Annotated in this window: 23 protein-coding genes; 14 read left to right on the plus strand and 9 right to left on the minus strand. The window is 65.1% G+C overall.

From position 1 onward, the window contains the following. Positions 1–14: 14 nt before the first annotated feature. Positions 15–1,487 (plus strand): efflux transporter outer membrane subunit, encoded by a 1,473-nt coding sequence (locus IB268_RS02390; protein ID WP_175180424.1) that lies wholly within the window; start codon positions 15–17, stop codon positions 1,485–1,487. A gap of 111 nt (positions 1,488–1,598) precedes the next feature. On the opposite strand, the gene IB268_RS02395 is transcribed toward IB268_RS02390, so the two are convergent. After that, positions 1,599–2,102 (minus strand): ClbS/DfsB family four-helix bundle protein, encoded by a 504-nt coding sequence (locus tag IB268_RS02395; RefSeq protein ID WP_175161176.1) that lies wholly within the window; start codon positions 2,100–2,102, stop codon positions 1,599–1,601. A 277-nt stretch (positions 2,103–2,379) separates the two neighbouring features. On the opposite strand from IB268_RS02395, the gene IB268_RS02400 reads away from it, so the two are divergent. Next, a complete protein-coding gene (locus IB268_RS02400) occupies positions 2,380–4,209 on the plus strand; it encodes a hybrid sensor histidine kinase/response regulator (protein WP_192353758.1) in 1,830 nt (609 codons plus the stop codon). Then, complete coding sequence (locus tag IB268_RS02405) at positions 4,206–4,832, plus strand: response regulator transcription factor (protein ID WP_054455098.1); 627 nt, start codon at positions 4,206–4,208, stop codon at positions 4,830–4,832. Before IB268_RS02400 ends, IB268_RS02405 begins: the two co-directional genes overlap by 4 nt. A 147-nt stretch (positions 4,833–4,979) precedes the next feature. Here the strand turns inward: IB268_RS02405 and IB268_RS02410 are convergent, their stop codons facing one another. Then, a complete protein-coding gene (locus IB268_RS02410) occupies positions 4,980–5,738 on the minus strand; it encodes a S9 family peptidase (protein ID WP_054455097.1) in 759 nt (252 codons plus the stop codon). After that, entirely contained in the window at positions 5,725–6,858 is a 1,134-nt protein-coding gene (locus IB268_RS02415) for a DUF3182 family protein (protein ID WP_054455094.1), read from the minus strand. Before IB268_RS02415 ends, IB268_RS02410 begins: the two co-directional genes overlap by 14 nt. 195 nt (positions 6,859–7,053) lie before the next feature. On the opposite strand from IB268_RS02415, the gene IB268_RS02420 reads away from it, so the two are divergent. The 5 genes from IB268_RS02420 (at position 7,054) to IB268_RS02440 (ending at position 12,400) form a co-directional block, all read left to right on the plus strand. Beyond that, on the plus strand, positions 7,054–7,977 hold the full coding sequence (locus IB268_RS02420) for a Ku protein (protein WP_054455092.1): 924 nt from the start codon (positions 7,054–7,056) through the stop codon (positions 7,975–7,977). Positions 7,978–7,979: 2 nt separating this feature from the next. After that, the gene (ligD, locus tag IB268_RS02425; RefSeq protein ID WP_192353759.1) at positions 7,980–10,505 is read left to right on the plus strand and encodes a DNA ligase D; all 2,526 of its coding nucleotides are present in this window, start codon (positions 7,980–7,982) and stop codon (positions 10,503–10,505) included. Between the two features lie 135 nt (positions 10,506–10,640). Continuing rightward, positions 10,641–11,120: a carboxymuconolactone decarboxylase family protein gene (locus tag IB268_RS02430; protein ID WP_119452206.1), complete on the plus strand. Its 480-nt coding sequence runs from the start codon at positions 10,641–10,643 to the stop codon at positions 11,118–11,120. A gap of 9 nt (positions 11,121–11,129) precedes the next feature. Continuing rightward, complete coding sequence (locus IB268_RS02435) at positions 11,130–11,885, plus strand: SDR family oxidoreductase (protein ID WP_175161164.1); 756 nt, start codon at positions 11,130–11,132, stop codon at positions 11,883–11,885. A 20-nt stretch (positions 11,886–11,905) separates the two neighbouring features. Next, entirely contained in the window at positions 11,906–12,400 is a 495-nt protein-coding gene (locus IB268_RS02440; RefSeq protein ID WP_054455086.1) for an Ohr family peroxiredoxin, read from the plus strand. 3 nt (positions 12,401–12,403) lie between these two features. Here the strand turns inward: IB268_RS02440 and IB268_RS02445 are convergent, their stop codons facing one another. The 4 genes from IB268_RS02445 to IB268_RS02460 form a co-directional block, all read right to left on the minus strand. Continuing rightward, the gene (locus IB268_RS02445; RefSeq protein WP_054455083.1) at positions 12,404–13,408 is read right to left on the minus strand and encodes a LysR family transcriptional regulator; all 1,005 of its coding nucleotides are present in this window, start codon (positions 13,406–13,408) and stop codon (positions 12,404–12,406) included. A gap of 140 nt (positions 13,409–13,548) precedes the next feature. Continuing rightward, complete coding sequence (locus IB268_RS02450) at positions 13,549–13,983, minus strand: cupin domain-containing protein (protein WP_054455081.1); 435 nt, start codon at positions 13,981–13,983, stop codon at positions 13,549–13,551. A 118-nt stretch (positions 13,984–14,101) separates the two neighbouring features. After that, complete coding sequence (locus tag IB268_RS02455) at positions 14,102–14,980, minus strand: RNA polymerase sigma-70 factor (RefSeq protein WP_054455078.1); 879 nt, start codon at positions 14,978–14,980, stop codon at positions 14,102–14,104. A gap of 135 nt (positions 14,981–15,115) precedes the next feature. Next, entirely contained in the window at positions 15,116–16,117 is a 1,002-nt protein-coding gene (locus IB268_RS02460) for a bestrophin family protein (protein WP_175180430.1), read from the minus strand. Between the two features lie 438 nt (positions 16,118–16,555). Here IB268_RS02460 and IB268_RS02465 point away from each other — a divergent pair, with 438 nt between their 5' ends. From IB268_RS02465 to IB268_RS02480, 4 genes are all read left to right on the plus strand, one after another. Then, positions 16,556–17,389, plus strand: a complete 834-nt coding sequence (locus IB268_RS02465; RefSeq protein ID WP_217481772.1) for an alpha/beta fold hydrolase — start codon at positions 16,556–16,558, stop codon at positions 17,387–17,389. Between the two features lie 27 nt (positions 17,390–17,416). Continuing rightward, positions 17,417–18,316: an MBL fold metallo-hydrolase gene (locus IB268_RS02470; protein ID WP_175161156.1), complete on the plus strand. Its 900-nt coding sequence runs from the start codon at positions 17,417–17,419 to the stop codon at positions 18,314–18,316. 69 nt (positions 18,317–18,385) lie between these two features. Further along, positions 18,386–19,135 (plus strand): SDR family NAD(P)-dependent oxidoreductase, encoded by a 750-nt coding sequence (locus IB268_RS02475; protein WP_192353760.1) that lies wholly within the window; start codon positions 18,386–18,388, stop codon positions 19,133–19,135. A 680-nt stretch (positions 19,136–19,815) separates the two neighbouring features. Next, positions 19,816–20,736 (plus strand): LysR family transcriptional regulator, encoded by a 921-nt coding sequence (locus IB268_RS02480; RefSeq protein ID WP_192353761.1) that lies wholly within the window; start codon positions 19,816–19,818, stop codon positions 20,734–20,736. Between the two features lie 34 nt (positions 20,737–20,770). Here IB268_RS02480 and IB268_RS02485 read toward each other — a convergent pair whose 3' ends face one another. Next, positions 20,771–21,763 (minus strand): tripartite tricarboxylate transporter substrate binding protein, encoded by a 993-nt coding sequence (locus IB268_RS02485; protein WP_225591286.1) that lies wholly within the window; start codon positions 21,761–21,763, stop codon positions 20,771–20,773. 181 nt (positions 21,764–21,944) lie between these two features. Then, the gene (locus IB268_RS02490) at positions 21,945–22,190 is read right to left on the minus strand and encodes a hypothetical protein (protein WP_054455066.1); all 246 of its coding nucleotides are present in this window, start codon (positions 22,188–22,190) and stop codon (positions 21,945–21,947) included. Between the two features lie 197 nt (positions 22,191–22,387). Between IB268_RS02490 and IB268_RS02495 the strand changes: the two genes are divergently transcribed. After that, positions 22,388–23,512: a cupin domain-containing protein gene (locus tag IB268_RS02495; RefSeq protein WP_054455064.1), complete on the plus strand. Its 1,125-nt coding sequence runs from the start codon at positions 22,388–22,390 to the stop codon at positions 23,510–23,512. Between the two features lie 89 nt (positions 23,513–23,601). Then, the gene (locus tag IB268_RS02500; protein WP_013391208.1) at positions 23,602–24,513 is read left to right on the plus strand and encodes a fumarylacetoacetate hydrolase family protein; all 912 of its coding nucleotides are present in this window, start codon (positions 23,602–23,604) and stop codon (positions 24,511–24,513) included. The last annotated feature ends 1 nt before the right edge of the window (position 24,514 follow it).

Genomic DNA, 24,514 nt, shown 5'->3' on the forward strand with positions numbered 1-24,514 from the left:
GGAGGAATAACGACATGAAGCATCTTTACACCCGCTCCCGGCGCTGCCTGAAGCTCGCGCCGCTGACGCTTGCGGCCGCGTTGGCCGGCTGCTCCCTGGCGCCGAAGTACGAACGCCCCGCTGCGCCTGTCGACGCGACCTATTCTTCGGATGCCGAGGATGCGCGGCACAAGCCCGATGCGATGGCCGCGGCCGACATAGGATGGCGCGACTTTTTCCGGGATCCGCTCTTGCAGCAATTGATAGAAATCTCGCTGCACAACAATCGGGACATGCGCCGCGCCGCGCTCAACGTCGAAGCGGCGCAGGCGTTGTACCGAATCCAGCGCGCCGCGATGCTGCCGAACCTGAGCGTCTCGGCCAGTGGCGCATCCGAGCGCATTCCGGGCGACCTTGGCGCCACGCAGGACGGCCAGGTCTCGAAGCGCTATGACGTGGCCGGCGTGACGACCGCCTGGGAACTGGACCTTTGGGGCCGTATCCGCAGCCTCAGCGATCAGGCCCTGGCCACATATCTGGCACTGGAGGAGAACCGGATCGCCACGCAGCTGAGCCTGGTTGCCGAAGTGGCCAATGCCTACCTCACGCTGCGCGCCGACCAGGAACTGTTGCGGCTGACGGAAGACACGCTGGCCACGCAAAAGCGTTCGTATGATCTGACGGCCGATCTGGCTGCGGCCGGCAACTCGACGCAGCTCGACCTGCGTCTGGCCGAGATTGCGTTGCGTAATGCGGAGGCCAACCGGTCCGCCTACACGCGACAAGTAGCCAGGGACCGCAACGCGCTGGTGCTGCTCCTGGGACAGCCGCTGACGCCCGAGTTGTCCAGCCAGCTGGACGCGGCAACGACGCTGCCAGACGGTATCGTTCCATCGGATTTGCCGACCGGACTACCCTCCGAGTTGTTGGTCCGACGGCCCGACATACGCGCGGCGGAGCAGATGCTGCGCGGCGCCAATGCCAATATCGGCGCGGCGCGCGCCGCTTTCCTGCCGGCGATCAGCCTGACGGGCTCGGCGGGAACCGCCAGCGCCTCTCTGGACGGCTTGTTCGACTCCGGGTCGCGGGCCTGGGCGTTCCTGCCGCACATCACGCTGCCCATTTTTCGGGGAGGCGCCTTGTTGGCCAACCTGGACGTGGCGCATGTAAAGAAGCGGGTGGAAATCGCCAACTACGAGCAGGCCATTCAGGTGGCATTCCGCGAGGTGGCCGATGGCTTGGCGGGCAAGCGCACGCTTGACGACCAAATCCGTTCGGAGCAGTTGGCGGTGACGGCAAGCCGCAGCGCTTATGAGCTGGCGGAACTGCGGTTTCAGGAGGGCGTGGACGACTATCTCACCTTGCTTGAGGCCTATCGCTCGCTATACGGCGCGCAACAGATCCTGGTGCGCACGCGCCTGACGCGCCTGAACAACCTGATCGACCTCTACAAGGCGTTGGGTGGAGGTTGGTCCGAGCATTCGGCGCGCATGCCCGCCGGGGCATAGGGTCCGCCAAATGTCGCCAGGCCCTGGAGGACATAGCCAGTCCCCGGGCTTGGGCCGCCGCGTCAAAGCGGCGGCCCAAGCCTTGTCCGCGGCGACCGGGCAGCGATGCTGCTACACGGCCTGCTTCCAGGCGCGCAATTTCGACAGCCCATTGGCATAAGCCATGCAAGTCAGAATCTGGAGTTGGCCGCCCAAGGTTCCAGTTCCTGCGCCCGAGGGCGCGAAGAGGGCGGCGTCCGTATGCCGCGCTACGCTGCTGACCACGCGTTCCTGCCCCAGACGGGTCAGTTCATGCAGCCTGTGCAGGCTGCTGCCGTTGAAGTCGCGTCGGAAGCCGTGGGTCAGGCGGCAGAATCTGTCCAGCATCGCTTCCCTGCTGTAGAAGGGGGAGCCGGCATCTCCTGCCCCTGCGGCGGCGAACTGCAGGATCATCGTGTTCCAAAGAATGAGGTCGACCAACACGGTGGCGGCATCGATAGGCATGCGATAAGCATGTCCCACCTCGGCCGTCCTTCGGTAGAGGCTCGCGCGTATGGTGGCCGCCTCGACGCGGAATTGCCTGTGCCGGTCGCGGAGGTTACACAGCAGCTCTTGCCTGGATGCGGGTAGTTTCATCGGATCTTTCCACCAAGTCGTCGCGGATCGGGCCGTCGGATTGAGTCTGACGGGTTGCGCGCCTCGGGCGTGGTGCCGGCCGCAGGAAAGCGGGCAGGGAGCGCATACGCCCGGGGCCAAGGCGGAAATCCTGGGGTTTTCCACCGTTGGAATGTCAATGCCGAACGAAAATCGCGCAGCGCCTGCGGAAATCCGCACGATGGGTCTAAAATCCGCACACGTTTCGATCCGCCCCTGCGCAAGCGGCAGGTCCCTCGCACGTAACATCCCCACGCCATTGCAGCCAACCATCGGTCAGACTTCCGCTTCCACGCCGCCAAGTTCGTCCTATGCCGCCCGCATCCATCAGGTGCAGGTCGACGCATTGCGCCGAAGCTTTCCGTTCGCCCTGGCCGGGTCGCTGATCAGCGCCTGTTTTTCCGCATTCGCCTTGATCGGCGTGCTGCCCCACCACGAGATCCTGCTGTGGCTGGGCGCCACGTTGGCCGTGGGCGTGCTGCGCTGGGCCGCCGTGGTGGCGTACGACCGCCATCGCGCCGACCCGTCAGCGGCGCAGCGCTGGGTGCGCCGCATGCTGGCCGGGAATCTGTGCTCCGGCATCCTGTGGGGACTGCCCCTGGCCTACTGGACGTTTTTCGTCCCGCTGGAGTACCAGCTGTTCTTCATCGTCATCCTGTTCGGACTGGGTACGGGCGCCATCTATTCGAACTACATGATGCTGCCGGTGATGTACGCGTTCGAAGTGCCGGCTTTCGCGCCGATGTTCATCGCGCTGGCGGCGCAGCCTTCCGCCATCCATCTGGCGCTGGTGACGGGCGGCCTGGCATATCTGGTCGCGACCCTGGCGTTCATCCATCGCATGAACCGCACCCACCTGGACGCGTTGCGGCTGGGTTATGAAAACCTGGCGCTGCTGGAACAGGTGCGCCAGGAGAAGATAGCGGCCGAACGCAGCGATCTGGAGAAGTCCCGCTTTCTTGCTGCGGCCAGCCACGACCTGCGCCAGCCCGTGCATGCGGTGAACTTGTTCCTGGGCTTGCTGGCGAACGAACCCCTGTCCCGGCACGGGCGCTATCTGGTCGACAACATCACCAGCGCGCTGTCGGCGATGGGCCATCTGTTCGACGCGCTGTTGAATCTGTCGCGGCTGGACGCCGGCGTCATCGAACCTCGTTTCGAGACGTTCAGGATGCAGCCGCTGCTGGACCAGCTCAAGGCCGAATACGCGCCGCAGGCCAGCGAGAAGGGGATACGGCTGCGGGTGCGCGCGTGCGCGGCCAGCGTGCGTTCGGATCCCGTGCTGCTGGAGCGCATGCTGCGCAATCTGATCAGCAATGCCATCGTGCACTCCGACGGCGGCCGCGTCCTGGTGGGCTGCCGCAGGCGCGGAAGCCGATTGCGCATCGAGGTCTGGGACAACGGCCCGGGGATTCCCAAGGCCGAGCAGGAGCGCGTCTTCTGGGAGTTCCATCAACTGGCCAATCCCGAGCGCGACCGCAGCAAGGGCCTGGGCTTGGGCCTGGCCATCGTGCGCCGCACCGCCAGGCTGCTGGCCCACGAACTGGCGCTGCGCTCGGAAGAAGGCCGCAGCACGGTGTTCGCGGTCACGGCGCCGCTGTCGGATCCGGCCGCGGCAGGCCTTTCGATCACGGATGCCAATGTGGGACTGCCCCGGGCGCCTGCAAGTGAAGACAGCCTGCGCGGCAAGCTGGCGCTGCTGGTGGACGACGACGCGCAGAACCTGGCGGGCCTGTCGATGCTGTTCGAAAGCTGGGGCTGCCGCGTCATCGCCGCGACCAGCGGCAATGCGCTGTTCGAGCGCGTGCTGCCGCTGGCCGAAACGCCGGCCCTGATCGTCACGGATTACCGGCTGCGCGAACACGAGACCGGCATTCACGTAATCGAAAGGCTGCGCGAGGAATACAACGATCCCGATCTGCCTGCCTTGCTGGTCAGCGGCGATACCGATCCGGCGCGCCTGACCGAGGCCGCCGCGCGCGGCGTGCCGCTCTTGCACAAGCCCGTGCAAGTCCAGGCTTTGCGCGAGCACGTGACGGGCCTGCTGCATGCCAGGGAAGCAGCGCCCCTTCCCGGAGATGCCGAATGACGGCAGTGTTATTGGTCGACGACCACGCCATGTTCCGCGAAGCGCTGGTGATGGCGCTGGGCCAGGGCGTGGCCGGCCTGGAGATCCATCCCGCGGCCAGCGGCCAGGAAGCGCTGGAGATACTGGATCGGCATACGGCGATCCAGCACGTCATCATGGATTTCTACCTGCCCGACATGGCTGGCGCCGACTTGCTCAAACGCTTGCGTCAGCGCCGGTCGAAGTTGCGCATCCTGGTGCTGTCGGCCTCGCAAGATCCCGAGGACATGCGCCGGGCGCTGGAGGCCGGCGCGCAGGGCTTCCTGAACAAGTCCGCCAGCTGCCAGGAGCTGGCCGCCGCGCTGGAAGCGGTCAACGAGGCGGCGCCGCCGCAGCGCCGCGCGCTGTCCGCAGGCGACCAGGACGAAGCAGCCTTGCTGCGCGCGCTGACGCCTCGCCAGGTCGAGGTGCTATGCCTGATGTGCGACGGACTGCGCAACAAGGAAATCTCGGAACGGCTGAACATGACCGAAAAGACCGTCAAGACGCATGTGTCGGCCATTCTGGGCACCCTGGGCGTGCTCAATCGTACGCAGGCGACGCTAGTGGCGCGGCGCGGCGGCGTGTTCGGGAAGCCGGCATAGGCGGCAGCCCGCTGTCGCTGGCCACCTTGCCGGCTACCAGCGAGATCTCGCGCCCGGCCGTCGCAATCGTGTCGGGGCGATGCGCCACGATCACGCGCGCGGTGCGTGCGCATCGGTCTTTGGCCGGCAGGGAGATTGCGCTTGCGCTCAGAAGCTCGCCCGGCCCTCGCCCATGCGCGCGCCCGTCACCATCTCCGTCACCCAGTTGACCAGGATCGAGGTATACGCGCGTTGCGCCGGCTTTTCCGTCAGCGCGTGATCGGCGCCGTCGATGATGCGGTGGGTCAATGAGTGCGAACGGCGGAAGGCCGATCGGTAGCTCATGATGGTGGAGTGCGGGATATAGATGTCGTGCTCCGCTTCCACCAGCAGCACGTCGCCGGAGAATTCCGTGCAAGCCTTCAGCGCGCGGTTTTCTTCCGGCGGCACGTAGGCGCTGCGGTAGGCGCGCAGCGTGTCGCGGTTGAGCTGGTTCTTGGGCACCAGCCATTCGTCGTCGCGATACAAGGCGGGGACATGCAACGCAAGCCAGCGCACCCGGCGCAGCGTGCAGAGCAGGGCGGCCAGATAGCCGCCGTAGCTGCTGCCCACTACGGCGATGGAACCGGAGTCCAGCGCGGGGTGGAGCGACAGCCTGTCGTAGGCCGCCACCACGTCGCGCAGATTGTCCTCGCGGGTCACCTGTAGTTGCTGGGCCCGGGTGCCCGCATGACCGCGCAGGTCGAAGGTCAGGCAGACACAGCCCAGCGCGGCGATCCCCTTGGCCCGGGACAGGTCAAATTCCTGGCTGCCGCCCCAGCCGTGGATAAACAGCACGCCAGGGACCTTGTCCTGCGGAGTGAGAAAGGTCGCCTCGAGCGACACGTCGTCGACTTCCAGAGCGGTAGGGGTGCTATGCGCCGCCATCTTGCGCCTCCAGGATGCCTCCCGATTTGCTGATCTGGCCGATGGCGCTGTCGACCCCGTGGAACACCAGCCGTTGCGCGATTGGCACGGGTTCGCCGGCGCCGTAGCGTTCGCGGGTCTCGGCGCGCACTTCCATCAGCGCCGGTGACAGCGCGAAGGCCTGCATGGCGGCCAGTTCGGCCAGACTGGCGCCGCCAGCGCGCCAGGATTGCTCCAGCACGCCGGCGCGCGCGCCGCCGTCCGCCGCGCGCCCGATCGCCACGTCGTAGTTGCGCCGCGATGCGATCAATTGCGGATAGGCGGCCCAGGCCGCCGTGTCATAACGGCACGCCAGCTCGATGGCGCGTCGCTCATCCGCGCGAAGATCCAGCGCGCGCAGGGCGTCAAAACCGCCGCGCGCCACGCGCAGCTCGGACCCGCCGTACACCTGGCAGCCCTGATTGTCGTCGGTCAGCGATTGGGTGCCCACGTAGGCGATCTCCATCTGGCCCACTTTCGACCAGCCCACGCTATACGTTTCGATTTCCTCCAGGTCTTCTTCCAGCACCAGACCCAGGCGCTGCATCAAGCGCGGGGATTGCTCGGCCAGGGCAGCCCGCAGCGCATCCAGGCTCCTGACCACGACCTGTCCGCGACCCGCCGTGGCGTCCGCGGGCTTCACGCGTACCGTGCCGCGTGCGAGCAAGCGTCGTCCTGCGGCCAGGGCGTCTTCGGGGCAAAAGGCGGTATAGCCTTCCAGCACGGCGTCGCCCAGCATGTCCGCCAGTGCCATGGACCAGCTGGCAGGGCGGGAGGCCTGCGGCCCCACCAGTCCGTGGCTGATGGATTTGGTGGCCACGAACGCATGCGGCGCCACGCCGCCGTAAAGGTCTGTCTCGCTGACGATGCCCAGCACGGCGGCGCGCCTGGCGCCTATGATGGTGCGATCAGGCACATAATAGGGAACCACCCCGCCGCCGTGGCGGCTGGGTCGGTAATCGGGCACGTAGCGTCTGCCCAGCAACGCGGCCAGTCGGGCGGCTTGGGCATCGAGTGATGCCACCTCGTGTTCGGAGGCCCGCGCGCGCCGGGGAAAAGCCGCCACGATGCCTTCCGAGCGGGAATCGGGTAGGGATGTCATGGCAGGCAACTCAGCAAGCGGCGTGCCTGTGCAGGAATCGCGGTCCGGGGAGCCGGCGGCGGCGCAGTCAGGCGCGGGCCGGGCGTCGGGCATGGAAGTTGCTGCTCTGCGTTTTCCGCCGTGGCGATGGCTGCCGTTGTGGTGGCATCCGAAGCCGCGGCGAGAGCGCGTGCACATCACCTAGGAGAAATTCTTATGGCCACGCGAACCATCTGGAAGGGCGCGATCACCTTCGGCCTGGTCCACATCCCCGTGGGCTTGCATACCGCCACGACGGAATCGGGCGTGGATTTCGATTGGCTGGACCGCCGGTCGATGGACCCCGTCGGCTACAAGCGCATCAACAAGCGCACGGGCAAGGAGATCGAATCCAAGGACATCGTCAAAGGGGTCGAATACGAGGACGGCCAGTACGTCATCATCTCCCCCGAGGAGATCGCGGAGGCCTATCCGCGCACGACGCAAACCATCGAAATCCAGCAATTTGTCGAATCGGCCGAAGTCTCGTTCGTCTACCTGGAGCGGCCGTATTACATCGCCCCGATCAACAAGGGGCAGAAGGTGTATGCGCTGCTGCGCGACACGCTGGTGAAAAGCGGCAAGATAGGCATCGCCAAGGTCGTGATCCAGACCAAGCAGCATCTGGCGGCATTGATTCCCATGGGAGACGCGCTGGTCCTGAATCTGATGCGTTGGGGCGACGAGGTGAAGTCCGTGGAGGGACTGGATCTGCCCAAGGCAGGCGCCAAGAGCATGTCGCCCAGCGCGTCCGAATTGAAGATGGCCAAGATGCTGGTGGACGAAATGTCGGCAGAGTGGGATCCGGCCGAATACCAGGACGAATTCAAGGCGGCCATCATGGGGCTGGTGGAACAGAAGGCCCAGGCGGGCAAGACCGAAACCGTGATCGCGCCGCAGGAGGAAGCGCCTGCGTATGCGGATAACGTGATCGATCTGACGGACCTGTTGCAGCGCAGCTTGCGCGGCGGCGCGTCCAAGGGGCGCGCCAAGGCCGAGGCCAAGCCCGCCAAGAAAGCCGCGCCGCGTAGTTCCGCTGTGAAAAAGGCGCCTGCGAAGAAGGCCGCCAAGAGCGCCAGGCAGGCGAAAAAGGCGGCCTGAAAATGGCGGACAGTCTGAAGAAATACCGCGAGAAGCGCAATTTCGCCGTCACGCCGGAACCGGCGGAAGGCGGTGAATCAGGCGGCGCAGGCCTGGTGTTCGTCATACAAAAGCACTGGGCCAGCCGCCTGCACTATGACTTCCGCCTGGAGCTGGATGGCGCGATGAAAAGCTGGGCGGTGCCGAAAGGGCCGTCGTTCGATCCCTCCGTCAAGCGCATGGCGGTGCAGGTCGAAGACCATCCCATCGCGTACAACCAGTTCGAAGGCACCATCCCCGAGGGGCAGTACGGGGCCGGCAAGGTGATCATCTGGGACGAGGGGCGCTGGACGCCTATAGGCGATCCGCGCAAGGGATACAAGACAGGTCATCTGAAGTTCACGCTCGACGGCGTGAAGCTGCGCGGGCGCTGGGCGCTGATCCGCATGAAGGGCAAAGAGAGCGATCGCCAGCCGCCCTGGCTGCTGATCAAGGAAAACGACGAGTACGCGCGGCCAGACCGGGATTTCAGCGTCGTGGATGAGATGCCGGACAGCGTGGTGCCGCTGCGCACGAAGAAGAAGGCGGCGGCGCGCAGCAAACCGCAAGCCCGCGCCGTGAATGCAACAGAATCCACCGCGGCCTTGCCGGGCAAGGCCGCTCCCCTGCCCGTGTCGCTCAAGCCTCAGCTGGCCACCCTGGTCGACGGCGTGCCGCGGGGCGCGGACGACTGGTCCTATGAAATGAAGTTCGACGGCTACCGGATCCTGGCCAGGCTGGATGGCGGCAGCGCGAAGCTGTACACGCGCAACGGCCACGATTGGACAGCCAGGATTCCGCGGCTGGCCCAGGAGCTGGCGGCACTGGAGATCGCCAATGCCTGGATCGACGGCGAGATCGTGGTGCTGACGCGCGAAGGCGTGCCCAGCTTCCAGGCCTTGCAGAACGCCTTCGATGCCGCGAGCACGGCGGATATCGTCTTCTACGCCTTCGACCTGCCCTACGTCGCGGGACGCGACCTGCGCGACGAGCCTCTCGGGCTGCGGCGGGACCTGCTGCGGCAGGTCATCGCCAGGTGCAAGGGCCAGCACGTGAAGTTCAGCGAGGCCTTCGATAAGCCGCCGGCAGACCTGGTCGCTTCGGCCTGCAAGCTGGGCCTGGAGGGGATCATCGGCAAGCGTCTGTCCGCGCCCTATGTGTCGCGCCGCACGGACGACTGGATCAAGCTCAAGTGCACCAAGCGCCAGGAATTCGTCATCGTGGGCTACACCGAGCCCAAGGGCAGCCGCCAGGGCTTTGGCGCGCTGCTGCTGGCGGTGCACGAGCCGGATGGCGGGCTGCGCTACGCCGGCAATGTGGGCACGGGTTTCGACGACAGGACGCTGCTGGACCTGCATCGCAAGCTGGCCGGCATTGAACAAGAAACCAGCGCGTTGACCCAGGGCAAGCCGCGCGCCCTCAAGCAGGTCCATTGGGTCCAGCCTACGCTGGTGGGAGAGGTTTCGTTCGGCGAATGGACTGGCGACGGCCATGTGCGCCATTCGACCTTTCGCGGGCTGCGGACCGACAAACCCCCCAAGAAGATCACGCGCGAGGTTGCCATGCCGGCTGAAAAGATATCCACCCGCGAACGTCCCGCCAAGGCCTTGAAAGAGGGCGCGGCAACGCCGCCGAAGGGAATGAAACTGTCCAATCCCGACCGCGTCATAGATCCCTCTTCGGGAGCGACCAAGCTCGATCTGGCGCGCTATTACGGGTTGGTGGCGCCACTGATGATGCCGCACCTGCGCGGCCGCCCGGTTTCCTTCGTCAGGGCGCCCGCGGGGATCCAGGGTCAGCACTTCTTCCAGCGGCACTCGGAATCACCCATCGCGGGGGTGCTGGCGCTGCCTGAACGCCTGTACCCAGAGCATCCGCCGCTCATGGAAATCTCGAACGAAGCAGCGATACTCGCTGCCGCCCAACTGAACGTGGTGGAGTTCCATACCTGGAATGCGATCAAGACCTCGATCGCCAAGCCGGACCGGATGCTGTTCGACCTGGACCCTGGAGAAGGGGTGGATTGGCCTGCCGTGCAGCAGGGCGCGGAGCTGGTGCGCGTGCTGCTTCAGGAGCTAGGCCTGCGCGGCTGGCTGAAGACCAGCGGCGGCAAGGGCCTGCATGTGGTCGTGCCGATCCGCAAGCAATACGGCTGGGACGCCGTGAAGGACTTTTCCGAAGCCATGGTGCGCCATCTGGCGCAAACGCTGCCGAAGCTGTTCGTCGCCAAAAGCGGGCCCAAGAACCGCGTGGGCAAGATATTCGCCGATTACCTGCGCAACGGCTTCGGCGCCACGACCGTGGCGGCCTGGTCGGCCCGGGCCCGGCCCGGCCTGGGCGTGTCCGTACCGGTCCGCTGGGACGAACTGGACGGGCTGAAAGGCTCGGCGCAATGGACCATCGCCAACATCCACACCCGCCTGGATGCGGGCAACGAGCCTTGGGACGATTACGCGCCCCAGGCCATCGGCCGGGCCATGAAACAACTCGGGATCGAACCGAAATCCTGAACCTGAACATGGCCGTCAGCGCGCGCTGACGATTGTTGCCGCCGCGGCAACATCATGGTCCCCTCCGCGGGCCTACTGCCGTTTTGCCGGCAGACCTACGATTTGGGCGTCGTTCAACCCATCGAGGAAGTCACCATGAGTCAACGTCTGAATGCCTTTGCGCAATCGCCCGAACTGTTCAAGAAATTCGTCGAGTTCGGCATGCTCCTGAAGTCCGGCGCGATCGAGCAATCGATCCTGCGCCTGGTCGAAATCCGCGCTTCGCAGATCAACGGCTGCGGCTTCTGCCTGGACATGCATGTGAAGGATGCCAAGATCCACGGCGAAGGCGAACTGCGCCTGCATCACGTGGCGATCTGGCGCGAATCGACCGAGTTTTCGCCGCGTGAACGCGCCTGCCTGGCCTGGACCGAAGCGCTGACCACGCTGGGCGCGCAGGGCGTGCCCGACGAGATCTATGAACGCGTCCGCACGCAACTGTCCGAAAAGGAAATCTCGGACCTCAGCTTCGCCGTCATGGCGATCAATGGCTGGAACCGCCTGAACGTGGGCTTCCGCACCGTGCCGGGTTCTGCCGACAAGGCATATGGCCTGGATAAGGCCAAGTTCAACTAAGGGACTACCATGAAAATCCTGGTTATCGGCGGCACGGGCCTGATCGGCTCCAAACTCGTCAAACTGCTGACTGAGCGCGGCCATGAGGCGATTGCCGCATCGCCCGCTACGGGCGTCAACACCATGACTGGCGAGGGCTTGGACACCGCGCTCGCCGGCGTCGACACGGTGGTCGACGTCGCCAACTCGCCGTCGTTCGAAGACCGCGCCGTGCTGGAGTTCTTCCAGACCTCGGGGCGCAACCTGTTGGCGGCGGAGGCCCGCGCCGGCGTGCGCCACCACGTCGCGCTGTCGGTGGTCGGCACGCAGCGCCTGGCCGAAAGCGGCTACTTCCGCGGCAAGATCGCGCAGGAAGCGCTGATCGTGGCTGCTGGAATCCCGTACACCATCGTGCATAGCACCCAGTTCTTCGAATTCCTGGGCGGTATCGTGCAGTCGGGGACCGAAGGGGCGGAAGTGCGGCTGTCGCCCGCCTACGTCCAGCCCATTGCGTCGGACGACGTCGCCCTGGCCATGGCCGACGCCACGCTGGCGCCGCCGGTGAACGGCATCGTCGAAATCGCCGGCCCCGAGCGGGTACGCCTGGCCGAGCTGGTGCAGCGCTACATGGCCAAGATCGGTGACGCGCGCCCCGTGCGGGCGGACACCGGCGCGCGCTATTTCGGCGCGCTGCTCGATGACGACACGCTGGTTCCGGGAGCCGGCCCGCGCCTGGGCCAGATCGGCTTCGAAACCTGGTTCAGCCGTTCGGGCGCAAGAAAGTAGCGGCAGGCGCAAGGACCCTCATGAGCAAACTGCGGCCTCCTCCCCAGAGTCTCCTGGACAAGTACCGGGGGAAGGATTTCCATCCCCTGTACACCACCAGCGTGACGGTGCGCGGCGGGGAGGCCGCGCATGGACGCGCCTCCGGCATGGCCATTTCGGACGATGGCGAGCTGATCGTGGAACTGCGCCTGCCGGTGGAGCTGGGCGGCACGGGCGGGGGCACCAACCCCGAACAGCTATTCGCCGCCGGCTATGCGGCGTGCTTCCACGGCGCGCTCAGCATGCTGGCCGAACGCGCCGGCCTGGCCATCCCGGACGCTTCCGTGACGGCCACCATCTCGTTCGGCCGGGACCCCGTCGATGGCTTTTTCGCGCTGACGGCGGACGTCAATATCCACCTTCCGGGCGTGCCCACGCCCATCGCGGAAGAGCTGGTGCGCAATACGGAACGCCTGTGTCCTTACGCCAAGATGGCCCAGGGCGGGATCCAGAGCGTCGTGGCCCTGACCCAATAGCGCTCAGGCCTGTTTCGGCAGCAGGCTGTCGATGATCAGCAGGTCCTGCGCGCGGATGCTCTCGGTCATGAAATCGATGAAGACCCGCATGCGGGCGGGCAGGTGCTGGCGGCTGAGAAAGCACAGGTAGTGCCCGCGGTCGTCGGGCGAGTACTGCGGCATGCAGGCGACCAGCGTGCCTGCGCGCAGATGCTCGCAGACCTGGTACGCCGCCATCTGCGCGATGCCATGGCCGTCCAGCACGGCCTGCAGGACCAGGTCGGCATCGTTGAAGGTCAGCATGGCGGGCGGCGCGAACTTGCGCAGATGGCCGCCGACCTTGAATTCCCATTCGAATACGCGGCCGGACGCCAGCAGGAAGTTCACGCAGCTATGGCCGGACAGCTCGTCGACGCTTAGCGGCAGCCCGTGCCTGGCAGCATAGTCGGGCGAGGCGCACAGGATCATCTGCATGGGAATGACTTTCTTGGCGATCACCTGGCTGTCTTCCATGCGACCATTGCGAAACGACACGTCGACGCGGTCCGTGGTGAAGTCGGTCGGGCCGTCATCCAGCAACAGCTCCACCGAGATGTTCGGATGCGCTTCGCGGAACGCCTTCAGCAGGGGCGCCACGACCTTGCGGCCGAAACCCACGGTGGAGCAGACGCGCACCAGGCCGGAAGGCGGGCCCTCGCGCAGGTCGCGCATGTTGTCCAGTGCCTGGATGATCCGTTCCACGCCGGGATGGCATTGCTCGTAGAAGCGCTGCCCCTCCGCGGTCAGCGAGGTGCTGCGCGTGGTGCGCACGAAGAGCCGCACGCCCAGCTGGTCTTCGAGTTTCTGCACGCTGCGGCTGACTGCCGAACGGCCTATGCCCAGCCGGTCGCCGGCCTTGGCGAAGTTGCCCTCGGCGGCGACCGCCAGGAAGGCCATGACGCCGGCATAGCTGGTGGCAAAGCTGTCGGCCAGGGAGTCCGGGCCGTTCGCGGGAGGGGTGACCGGGGAGGCTGGGATAGGGGTAGGCATGGTGGCAGCGCCGCAAGTTGGTTGATCCTACCTGCTAAGACGTTGCGCTGGACGGTTTTGTGACGCCTCCTTGAAAAAAATGGCCATCCCCGGGCGGGGAGACACCCGGGGATGGCCAGGAAGGGATAAATATCCGTCCCTTATTGAACGGGGATCAGGGCGGGAGCGCCCTTTTTCTTGATCAGCACGACCACGAACTTGGCCGGCTTGGTCTGGCTGGCGTTGCGGCCCACGGTGTGGATGTCGTCCGGCCCTTCGTAGAAGGTCTGGCCCGGGGTCAGCGTCACTTCCTTGCCGCCTTTGACCTGCATGACGATGCTGCCCTCCAGCACATAGACGAAGGCCGAGGCGTCATGGCGGTGCAAGGGGTCGGCGGCCCCGGGCGGGTAGTCGACGACGAGCATGACGGCATCCCGGCCGGGAATGTCGGGCAGGTCCTTGCTCATCACTTCGGTGACGATGGGATCGGCCGGCTTGCCGGCGGGCGCGCCGTGGTGCGATGCAGCATGGGCGGGCTGGCCCAGCAGCGCGCCGGCGGCGATGAAAGACAACGCGAGTTTGGTGAGTTTCGGCATGGCCTGTCCTGAGTGGAGTGGTGACAGGTCCATCGTAGAAGCGAGGGCGGCGCGGCGGTAGGTCCGCGCAAGGGACCACCATGTTGCCCGCGATGCACCAACGCCGCTGCGGGCGGTCTCAGCGTTGCGCCAGGGCGGCCGCGATGCGGGCCAGCTTGTCCGGATTGCGCTGCACCAGCACCCGGGTCAGGCGCTTGCCGTCCGTTTCGTAGGACTGCACCGATTCGAGATCGCCATCGATGAAGCGCAGCAAGGTCCACTGGCCGTTCACCTGGACCACCTCGGTCCGCAACGCGTCGCGGTAGCGGCGCTTGCCGGCGTAGAACAGCTGCGCCAGCCGCTTGCCGCCCACCAGGCTGGCAAAGGCGGTGACCTTGTCGCCGCCGTCGCCGATAAGTTCGGCATCGTCGCTCAGCAGCGCATGCAGGCCGTGGAAGTCGCTGCGGTCCATCGCATCGGCAAAGGTCAGCAGCAGCCGGTGCAGCGTCGCGCGCGGCACGGCCTCGCGCGGGGTGCCTTGGCGCAATTGCTGCTTGGCGCGCCGCACCAGCTGGCGGACCGCGGCCTGGGTCTTGTCCAGGGTCTGCGCGATGTCCTCGTAGTCGGCGTCGAACACTTCGCGCATCAGGAAGGCCGCGCGGGCGTCCGGCGACAGGCGCTCCAGCATGAACAGAAATGCCACTGACACATCGTCGGCCAGTTCATGGATCTGTTCGGGCGTGGACGGCGCGGCCATCAGCATCGGTTCCGGCAGCCAGACGCCCACGTAGTTTTCCCGTTCCGTTCGGGCAGCGCGCAGGCGGTCGATCGCCAGACGGGTGGTGACGGTGACGAGCCAGGCCTCGGGGTTCTCCAGCGTGGAGCGGTCCGCGCCATGCCAGCGCAGCCACGCATCCTGCACCACGTCTTCCGCCTCGGCCACCGAGCCCAGCATGCGATAGGCGATCGCGTAGAGGCGCGGGCGATGGCGGTCGAACAGGGTCACGGAGCCGGTCATGGAATGGGCCAATGCCTAGCGGAAATGGGGGGGCGGGAGGGCAGAGTATTTTGCCGCAGCGGCCCGGGCAGGACAAGCTGCGCAAGCCTCTGCCAGCCAGTCCCGGGCGGAGGGGCGCGCCGCGTGCCGCGCGCGCTACAGCGCGATCACCGAGGCAGGCAGCGCGGGCAGGTTGGCGCTGCCTGCCATCTGCTTCAGATCCCTTTCGATCATGACGCTCAGGCGGCTGATGGGTACGTCGTTGGCGCTGCCCTCGAAGGGATTCTCCGTGCTTTCGCCCACCTGCTCGAGCGAGGTGTAGATCCACGAGATGATTACGCTGAACGGCACCGCCAGCCACGCCATCTGGCCTTGCATGTAGCCGCCGATATCCTGGCCCAGCTGGGCGAATTGGCCCGTCAGTCCGAACGGCAGCGCCACGCAGAAAGAGCGCACGAACAAGGTGTTGATGATGGCGTACTGGCGTGGATACGGAAAATTCTTGATGCGCTCGGCCTGTCCCTGCAGATCCAGCAGTTCCCGGATGCGGCTGTTGAGCTCGGCGTATTCCGCCGCGGTGATGGCGCCTGCATCCAGCAGTCCGCGGACCGCCCGGCCTTGCATTGCCAGCATTTGCGCGGCCTTGTCGTCGGTCTGCATCAAACCGGCAATGTCCTGTGCCGGCAGGTAGCGGGAAAGCGCGGACTCCAGGGGCTCGGCGCGTTCCGGGATCACGTACTGCCTGCGGTATTCGGCATTGGGACGGTTGCCGACGGTCTCCCATAGGCGGGCCTCGCGCAGCTGGTAGCGCAACGCCGTCAACCAGGCCAGATGCCGCTGCACCAAGGCCGTGCCGCGTTCGGCGTCGCCGACGTAGTTGCGGCTGATCACGCCCCAGTAGCGGCTGGCGCTGACAATGCTCATCCAGACCTTCTGCGCTTCGACCGTGCGCGCGTAGGTCTGCACGTTCTTGAAGCCGACGACAAAGGTGGTGGCGGTGCCCAGTAGCGAAACCACCGACAAGGGCAAGGTCAGCCATTTCAGGCCAGCCAGCTGATGGAGCAGCACTGGCGCGAAGCCCAGCGCCAGCAGGACGTAGATCTTCCTGCGGGTCCAGATGATGAACTCGCCCAGGCGATAGGATTTTCCCAGATGCATGATGTCGGCCCCCCGGTCGGCGCGCAGCGGCGCGTCTGGTGTGTATGGGTGCGCTCATCCTAAGAGCGTCGCGCGTGACGCGGTAGGGCCATGCAAGGACGCATGGTGTTGCCGGCGCGACACCAATCATCGTTTCTCCTTCCGAATAAGTGCGGCCCGCGTGACGTGGGCCTGTGTGGCGCGCGTCATGTCCATGCCGCGGCGCATTGGTGCCCGTCGCGCAACAGCGTGCTTCCCGCCGCGTGCCTACCGCGGACCAGACCGCATACCTACCATGCCCTCACTCACTTTGCCGAAACAGGAGTTCCCATGAACGACTCGCACAACCCGGCCCGCCGCAGTCTTCTTGCCGGCAGCGCCGTCCTGGCGACGGGGGCATTCGCCATCCGCGCCGAAGCAGCCGCGCAGAGCAACGCGCAATCCAACCGGAGCACGACCATGACCCGCAATACCTTCACCACCAACGACGGTACGCAGATCTACTTCAAGGATTGGGGCCAGGGCCCCGTGGTCACCTTTTCACATGGCTGGCCGCTGAACGCGGATGCCTGGGACGGGCAGATGCACTACCTGGCGCGCAATGGCTTTCGCGTCATCGCGCATGATCGGCGCGGCCACGGCCGTTCTTCGCAGCCGTCTGCCGGCAACGACATGAACGGCTATGCCGATGACCTGGCGCAGTTGATCGAGGCGCTCGATCTGAAGAACATCACCATGGTTGGCCATTCCACCGGCGGCGGCGAAGTGGCGCGCTATATCGGCCGCCACGGCAGCAAGCGCGTGGCCCGCGCGGTGCTTATCGGCGCGGTGCCGCCGGTGATGTTGAAGTCCGCTGCCAATCCCGAAGGCCTGCCTGTCGAGGTCTTCGACGGCATCCGCGCGGGCGTGGCGGGAGACCGCTCACAGTTCTACAAGGAGCTGGCGGTTCCGTTCTACGGCGCCAACCGCCCCGATGCCAAGGTCTCGCAAGGCATGCTGGACCAGTTCTGGTTGTGGAGCATGCAAAGCGGCCAGAAGAACGCCTACGAATGCGTCAAGGCGTTTTCCGAGACCGACTTCACCGAGGACCTGAAGAAGATCGACGTCCCGACCCTGTTCATGCACGGCGAAGACGATCAGATCGTGCCGGTGCACGACTCGGCGAAGAAGGCCGCGCGCCTGGTCAAGAACGCCAGGGAAATCTATTACCCCGGCGCGCCGCATGGCCTGACCGCCACCATGCAGGACCGCATCAACGACGACCTGCTCGCCTTCATCCGCGCCACCGCCTGAACGGCGCACCTACCTGGAGATACCGCCATGTTTGCCATTGAAAACACCGAATCCCTCGACCTGGTCCCGTCGCGCTACGCGCTGCAGATCGGCGACATCGACGCCCTGGTCGTGAGCGACGGCGTGCTGCCGCTGCCGACTTCGACCATGGCCACCAATGCCGATCCTGCCGATCTCGCTGCCTGGCTGGAACACATGTTCATGCCTCCGGACGCGTTCGACTGGCCGCTGAACGTGATGGTGGCGCGCAGCGGCGACCAGACCATCCTCATCGATGCGGGGCTGGGCGGGCAGTTCGCGGGCTTTCCGCGCGCCGGGATGTTCCCGCAGAGATTGGAGTCCGCCGGCATCGCGCTGGAATCCGTGACCGACGTGATCATCACGCACATGCACATGGACCACGTGGGCGGGCTGCTCGTGCCGGACGTCAAGGAGCGCTTGCGTCCCGACGTGCGCATCCACGTGTCCGCGACCGAAGTGGCGTTCTGGACCTCGCCGGATTTCTCGCACACCGTCATGCCCAAGCCTGTGCCTGCGGTATTGAAGTCGACGGCGACCAGCTTCTACAACGAGTACCGCGACCGGCTGCGCCTCTTCGACGATCGGCATGAGGTGGCGCCGGGCGTCATCGTGCGCATGACCGGCGGCCATACTCCCGGGCACAGCGTGGTCGACCTGATCTCGGGCGGCGAAAGGCTGACGTTTGCTGGCGACGCCATGTTCCCGGTCGCGTTCGACCATCCCGAATGGCAAAACGGTTTCGAGCACGACCCCGAGGAATCGGCCCGCGTCCGCCTCGGTCTGTTCCAGGAGCTGGCGCAGAACCGCGGGCTGTTGGTCGCCGCCCATCTGCCGTTCCCGTCCCTGGGACGTGTGGCGGTCGACGGCGACGCGTTCCGCTGGGTGCCGGTCATCTGGGACTTTTAAGCGCGCCGATGCCGGCCGACGAGGCCTGTCGCGTCGGCCGGCGTCTTACCTGTACGAAGGAACATCATCATGAAAAAACTGTTGGGCAAGACTGCCGTCGTCACCGGCGGCAACAGCGGCATAGGCTATGCCGCGGCCGAGGCCTTCATTGCCGAAGGCGCGCGCGTGGCCATCCTCGGGCGCAGGAAAGATGCCGTCGACGCGGCGGTGGCGCAACTTGGAGCGTCCGCCTTCGGCATGGTTGGGGACGTTGCCGACCTGGCCACGCATGACCGCGTGGCGGCAGAAGTCCGTGAACGGTTCGGCGCCGTCGACATCTACATGGCCAACGCCGGCATGAATAACATCGAGCCTTCGACCGCGGTAAGCGTGGACAGCTATGGCGTCCAGTTCGACACCAACACGCGCGCCGTGTTCTTCGGCGTCACCAAGGTCCTGCCGCTGGTGCGTGACGGTGGTTCCATCATCATCACTGGCTCCATCGCCAGCGCCAAAGTGCTGGAAAACCATGCGGTCTATGCCGGCTCCAAAGCCGCCATCGAGGCGTTTGCGCGCGCCTGGGCGCTGGAATTCAAGTCGCGCAAGATTCGTTTCAACGTATTGAGCCCCGGTCCTACGGATACGCCCATTCTGGAAAAGCTGGGCGTGGGCGCGGCGCATCGGCCCGCATTCGAACAGGGCATGGCCTCATTGATTCCGCTTGGGCGGCTGGCGCAATCTGCGGAATTGGCGCGCGCCGCATTGTTTCTCGCTTCGGACGACGGCGGGTTCATTACCGGGGTCAATCTGCGCGTCGACGGCGGCATCGCGCTGACTTAACTGGATCATCACTGCCTGGCAGAACGCGGGCGGACGATGGCAGGCGCTGGATCGGAAACGTTTGATTGCCTCTGCGCGTGGCGGATTTCAAATTCAGGCAACGATTGTTTATTGCCGATTCTTCACAATTTGAACAACCGATCCTGTGCAGACGTTCCAGCGCCATACGCGGCTGTCTACCCGCAGGTACTGGATCTGACCAGGTATGCGCCCGTCTGGGCGACGGCAATGTGGATTAATTTTGTTGCAGTGAAACACGCGGAATATTTCGATTATCCAGCATCCTGATCCCGCGTCGATTGGCAAACTCTTACAAGGTTGAAGCACACAAAAAAACACGAAGTTCTGATAGGGTCCATTTATGTGGAAATCTCGGAAAATTCGTTAAAATCAATTGCTTGGGATTATGAGCGGGAGCCTTGTCTCCCGCTTTGTGTTCAGATCCGCAGGTCGCCACCCGCGTCTGCGGTCCACGAAAAAAATGGGTTGACCGGCCGTATTTTTTTCTGGAATCAGCGTTTGCTGGCTAATCCAGTCAGCATTTTGATGCATTGCAGCATCGCAACAACGAAGCCCAGCTCCCTGCAGATTCTGATTCTGATGGCCTATCCCATTCCTGGCGGATTGTCCTGATGCCGGCCGGGGGCTTGGGTTGCGTCTCAGGCTTAGGATATCCACGCATGAATCTCCGGTTTCTGGAAACGTTTGTCCGAGCCGCCAGGCTCAAGAAAATGACCTTGGCCGCGGAAGAACTGCACGCGTCCCAGGCGGCCATCTCTGCCCGCATCGCAGCCTTCGAGGAAGAACTGGGGGTGAGGGTTTTTGTGCGGGAGAAGGGCAAGCAACTGAGCTTGACGCCAGTCGGCGCTGAAATGCTTGGACCCGCGGAAGAACTGCTGGCTCATGCGAGAGCCTTCACCAGCCGGTTCGCGACCACGGACGTACGGCTTACCCAGATCAGCATCGGCCTGAGCGGAACCGTCGCGGAAGCCATACTCGAGCCTATGGCCGCCGCCTTGAGCAGACAATGGCCGAACGTCACCGTGCACCTGCAATCGTTGACCAGTACGGATATACGACAGCAATTGCTTGGGGGGGCGCTCGACATCGGACTGTTGCTGGGCAGCATCGAAGAGCCGACGGTGGTCAACCGGCAATTGCTGGGGCTGGATTACGTCTGGGTCTGCAGCCCGAGCCTGATGCGCGGCGAGGTCGAGCCGTCGATGAATCAGTTGAAGCGGCTGCCTCTGCTGTCCTATCCGGTGGATTCGCTGCTGTACTCCTCGATTGCCAGCTATTTCTCATCTCCGCAGATGCAAGGCTTCAAGTTGATCGTCGTGAGGTCGCTGACGGTCATGCTGCGGCTGGCCGTTGCGGGTGCGGGCTACGCGGTACTGCCGCTCGAACTCATCCGCGGCGAACTCGATTCGGAAAAGCTGGTGCGGCTGCCATTTCCCAGGCCCTTTCCGAAGCAGACCTACTTCGCCGCCTATGTCGACCAGCCTGCGATTCCGTTGCGCGCAGCCATGGCCGACTGCATTTGCGAGGTAGCGCGGCTGGTCTCAGATGGCGTGGCGGACGAGACAACTTTTGCCGCCTGAGCGCAGCCGCGCTTCGGTCTGCGCTGTCTGCCCCTCAGTCCGGTTCGTTGGGGGACGCCGCGATGATCTGCCGCCACGCGATGGCATCGCGCTGTATCGTCTGCGCAAACGCTTCGGGGCCGTCTCCTACCGGTTCCGCAATCTGCCTGGCGAATGTTTCCCGCAACGCGAGTTGGGCCAAGGCCAGCTGCGCGCTGCGGGCGACCTTGGCGCTGATCTCGGGCGGGGTGTCGCGCGGCGCGCAAATGCCGACCCAGCCTTCGAAGCCCAAATCGTCCAGGCCCTGTTCGGCCAAGGTCGGTACGGACGGCATCTGCGGCAGGCGTTGATCCGTGCTGACGGCCAAACCCTTGACACGGCCAGACTCGATAAAGGGCAACGCTGAAATGATGCTGTCCATCATCACGTTCACGCGCCCCGTGGCCAGATCCGCATAAGCCGGCGTGGATCCGCGGTAGGGCACATGCAGCATGTCCAGGCCATTGCGCGCGCTGACTGTCTGGCCCGCAAGGTGGGGCATGGTGTTCTTGCCGCCCGAGGCGTAGCCGTATTTGCCGGGCGCCTGTTTGGCCGCCGCGATGAATTCCTGGAGATTGTTGGCAGATACGGCCGGATCGGCCACCCAGATAGTCGGCGTATCGGCGATGTGGACGACGGGAGCCAGATCCTCGACGCGGTACGGCAAGCCGGGATAAAGCGCTGTCGCCATGACCAGGCTGCTGGTGGAGCAGAGCAGCAGGGTATATCCATCGGGGCGTGCCCGGGCGACGGCCGCCGAGCCTATGGTGCCTCCTGCGCCCGGCCGGTTTTCGATGACCAGCGGCTGGCCCAGTGCCTGGCCCACCGGGCCGGCGATCTGCCGGGCCACTGCATCATTGCCGCCGCCGGGGGGGAAAGGCACCACCAGCGTCACGGGTCTGCTTGGCCAGTCGGGGGATTCGGCCGCGTGCGCAGCGGGCGTCAGCGCGCAAGCAAGGAACAGAAGCCCGGCAATGGCGGAACCGTGCAAGGGGAGTCGGCGGATCATGCTGCTTCTTGGTGGCAAGAGTGGGTGGGCGAATTGCGCGCAACCCCGCATGCTGCCGGACATCCTTGCGTTAATGAAGCTAGAAAATACTTATTCAAATCAAAGAAAATTCATAACCTGACTCGTTGACGAGCAGGCGTCGTCGCCGGGCCGAATTGGGCCCGGCACGGCGGATACGCGTTCAATCGTCCAACGCCGGTACGGTCCCGATCTGGGCGAGGATGCGCGGCGATTCCATGTCGCCGGTTTCCTTGTCCACCAGCACTTCGTAGGCGGCAACGCCGGCGAACTTGGAGGCCATGGAGTTGGCGATGCGGATGGCGCCGAACTCGCTGCTGGCGGCGCGGATTTCACCAGGCGCGACGCCATCGGCGGCGGCGCGGTAGGGAACGACGATGTACTGAACGAGATGGGCAGCTTCTGACACAGGGTTCTCCTGGACGACAGTTTTTGGGCGAGCGAAATGTATCACGTTGCACTGTGTTTTTGTACAGTATTGTTTGACACCGCGCCAACAATTTTCAATCAGCCTGGGAAAACCCCTAGCGCGCATTCATTGCCCGATTTTCCGCTGGCCTCTATTATTTTCGAAAATATTTAAATTTTTATAAAAAGAGGCAAGGGATGGAAGCGAACCGCTATGACGCGTACCGCGAGGACACCATAGGCCGCGCCAATGTGGCCGACTCGCCCGAGCTCATCGCCTACTACCAGGAGCTGGCCCGCCTGGAGACCGGCGCCCTGTGGACGGTGGCGAACAAGATCGAACCGTGGGCGCCGCGGTCGGCCTCGGTGCCGGTGGTGTGGCGCTACCAGGACCTGCGCGGCCACGTGCTGCGTTCTTCCGAGCTGGTTTCGCCCGAAGAGGCAGGCCGGCGCGTGATCTACCTGAACAACCCGGGCCGGCGCGACGTGGCCGCCGCCGTGGGCTGGCTGTACTCGGGCCTGCAGGTCATGAAGCCGGGCGAACTGGCTTCCGCCCACAAGCATTCGCATTCGGCGCTGCGCTTCATCATGGAAGGGCGGGGCGCCTTCACCGTGGTCGACGGCCACAAGATGACACTGGGCGCGAACGATTTCGTGCTGACGCCCAATGGCACCTGGCACGAGCACGGCGTGGCCGAAGACGGCACTACCTGCATCTGGCAGGACGGCCTGGACATTCCGCTGGTCAACGCCATGGAGGCCGGTTTCTATGCCGTGCATCCGGACCTGAACCAGACTGTGACCTATCCGGTGGACGACACCACCGCCGCCTGGGCCAACCCGGCGCTACGGCCTCAGGTGTCCGGTTGGACCAAGCCGTATTCGCCGCTCTTCAAGTACGAATGGGAGCCCACCTACGAGGCGCTGCGCCGCTATGCGCGCACTACCGCCGGCAGCCCCTACGACGGCATCCTGCTCGAATACGTCAACCCGGCCACGGGCGGCCCGGTCATGCCCACCATCGGCGCCAGCATGCAGCTGCTGCGGCCCGGCGAGCACACCAAGGCCCACCGCCATACCGGCAGCTTCATCTACCAGGTGGCCAAGGGCAGCGGCTATTCCATCATCGACGGCAAGCGCTACGACTGGACCGAACGCGACATCTTCTGCGTGCCCTCGTGGGCCATCCATGAACACGTCAATCTTTCATCGAACGACGACGCCTGCCTGTTCAGCTTCAACGACCTGCCCGTGATGCGCGCGCTGGCGCTTTACCGCGAAGAAGCGGTCAAGGAAAACGACGGCCATCAAGTGCTGATCTAGCGCTGCCCGATCCCTCTTGAATTTTTCATCCGCCGCGCGGGCCGGGCCCGCGCGCCTGACTCAACTCGTCCTGAATTTATGGAGTTCTTATGCGCTTGGTAACTTTTCGCGCCCATCCCACCGCCGCTGCCCGCCTGGGCGCGCTGGCCGAAGGCTATGTGATTGACCTGGCCCTGCTGGGCCGTGCAGGCGGCGTGGACCTGCCCGACGACATGCTGGCTTTCATCGACCTGGGCCCCGTGGCGGTGGCGCAGGCCAGCAAGCTGATGGAGGCTTATCGCGGCAACTGGCCCGTGGGCAGCGCGCTGCCGCAGGAAAACGTCAAGCTGCTGGCGCCGATTCCGCGTCCGCGCAAGAACATCTTCGGCATCGGGCTGAATTACGTGGAGCACGTGGCGGAATCCAGCCGCACGCTGGATACCTCGGCCGACCTGCCCAAGCAGCCGGTGATCTTCTCCAAGCCGCCCACCACCGTCATCGGCCCGGGCGACGCCATCGAGCACAACGCCAAGATCACGCAGCAGCTGGACTGGGAAGTGGAGCTGGCCGTGATCATGGGCCGCCGCGCCTCGCGCGTGGCCGAAGCCGATGCGCTGTCCTATGTGTTCGGCTACAGCGTGATGCTGGACATGAGCGCGCGCGATTGCCGCCGCGCCGGCCAGTGGATCTATTCCAAGGGCCAGGACACCTATGCGCCCTTCGGCCCGTGCATCGTGACCGCCGACGAGATCCCGGATCCGCAGGTGCTGGATCTGTGGCTGACGGTCAATGGCGAGAAGAAGCAGGGCTCGAACACGCGCCACATGCTGTTCAAGGTGCCGTTCCTGATCTCGGACATCAGCGCGGGCATCACGCTGGAGCCGGGCGACATCATCGCCACCGGCACGCCTGAAGGCGTGGGCGCGGGCCGCAAGCCGCAGGAATGGCTGTGGCCGGGCGACGTGGTGGTGGCCTGCGTCGAAGGTATCGGCACGCTGCGCCATCCGGTGGTGGCGGTCTAGA

Source organism: Achromobacter sp. ACM01, from assembly GCF_014851745.1.
GTDB classification, from domain to species: domain Bacteria; phylum Pseudomonadota; class Gammaproteobacteria; order Burkholderiales; family Burkholderiaceae_B; genus Achromobacter; species Achromobacter aegrifaciens.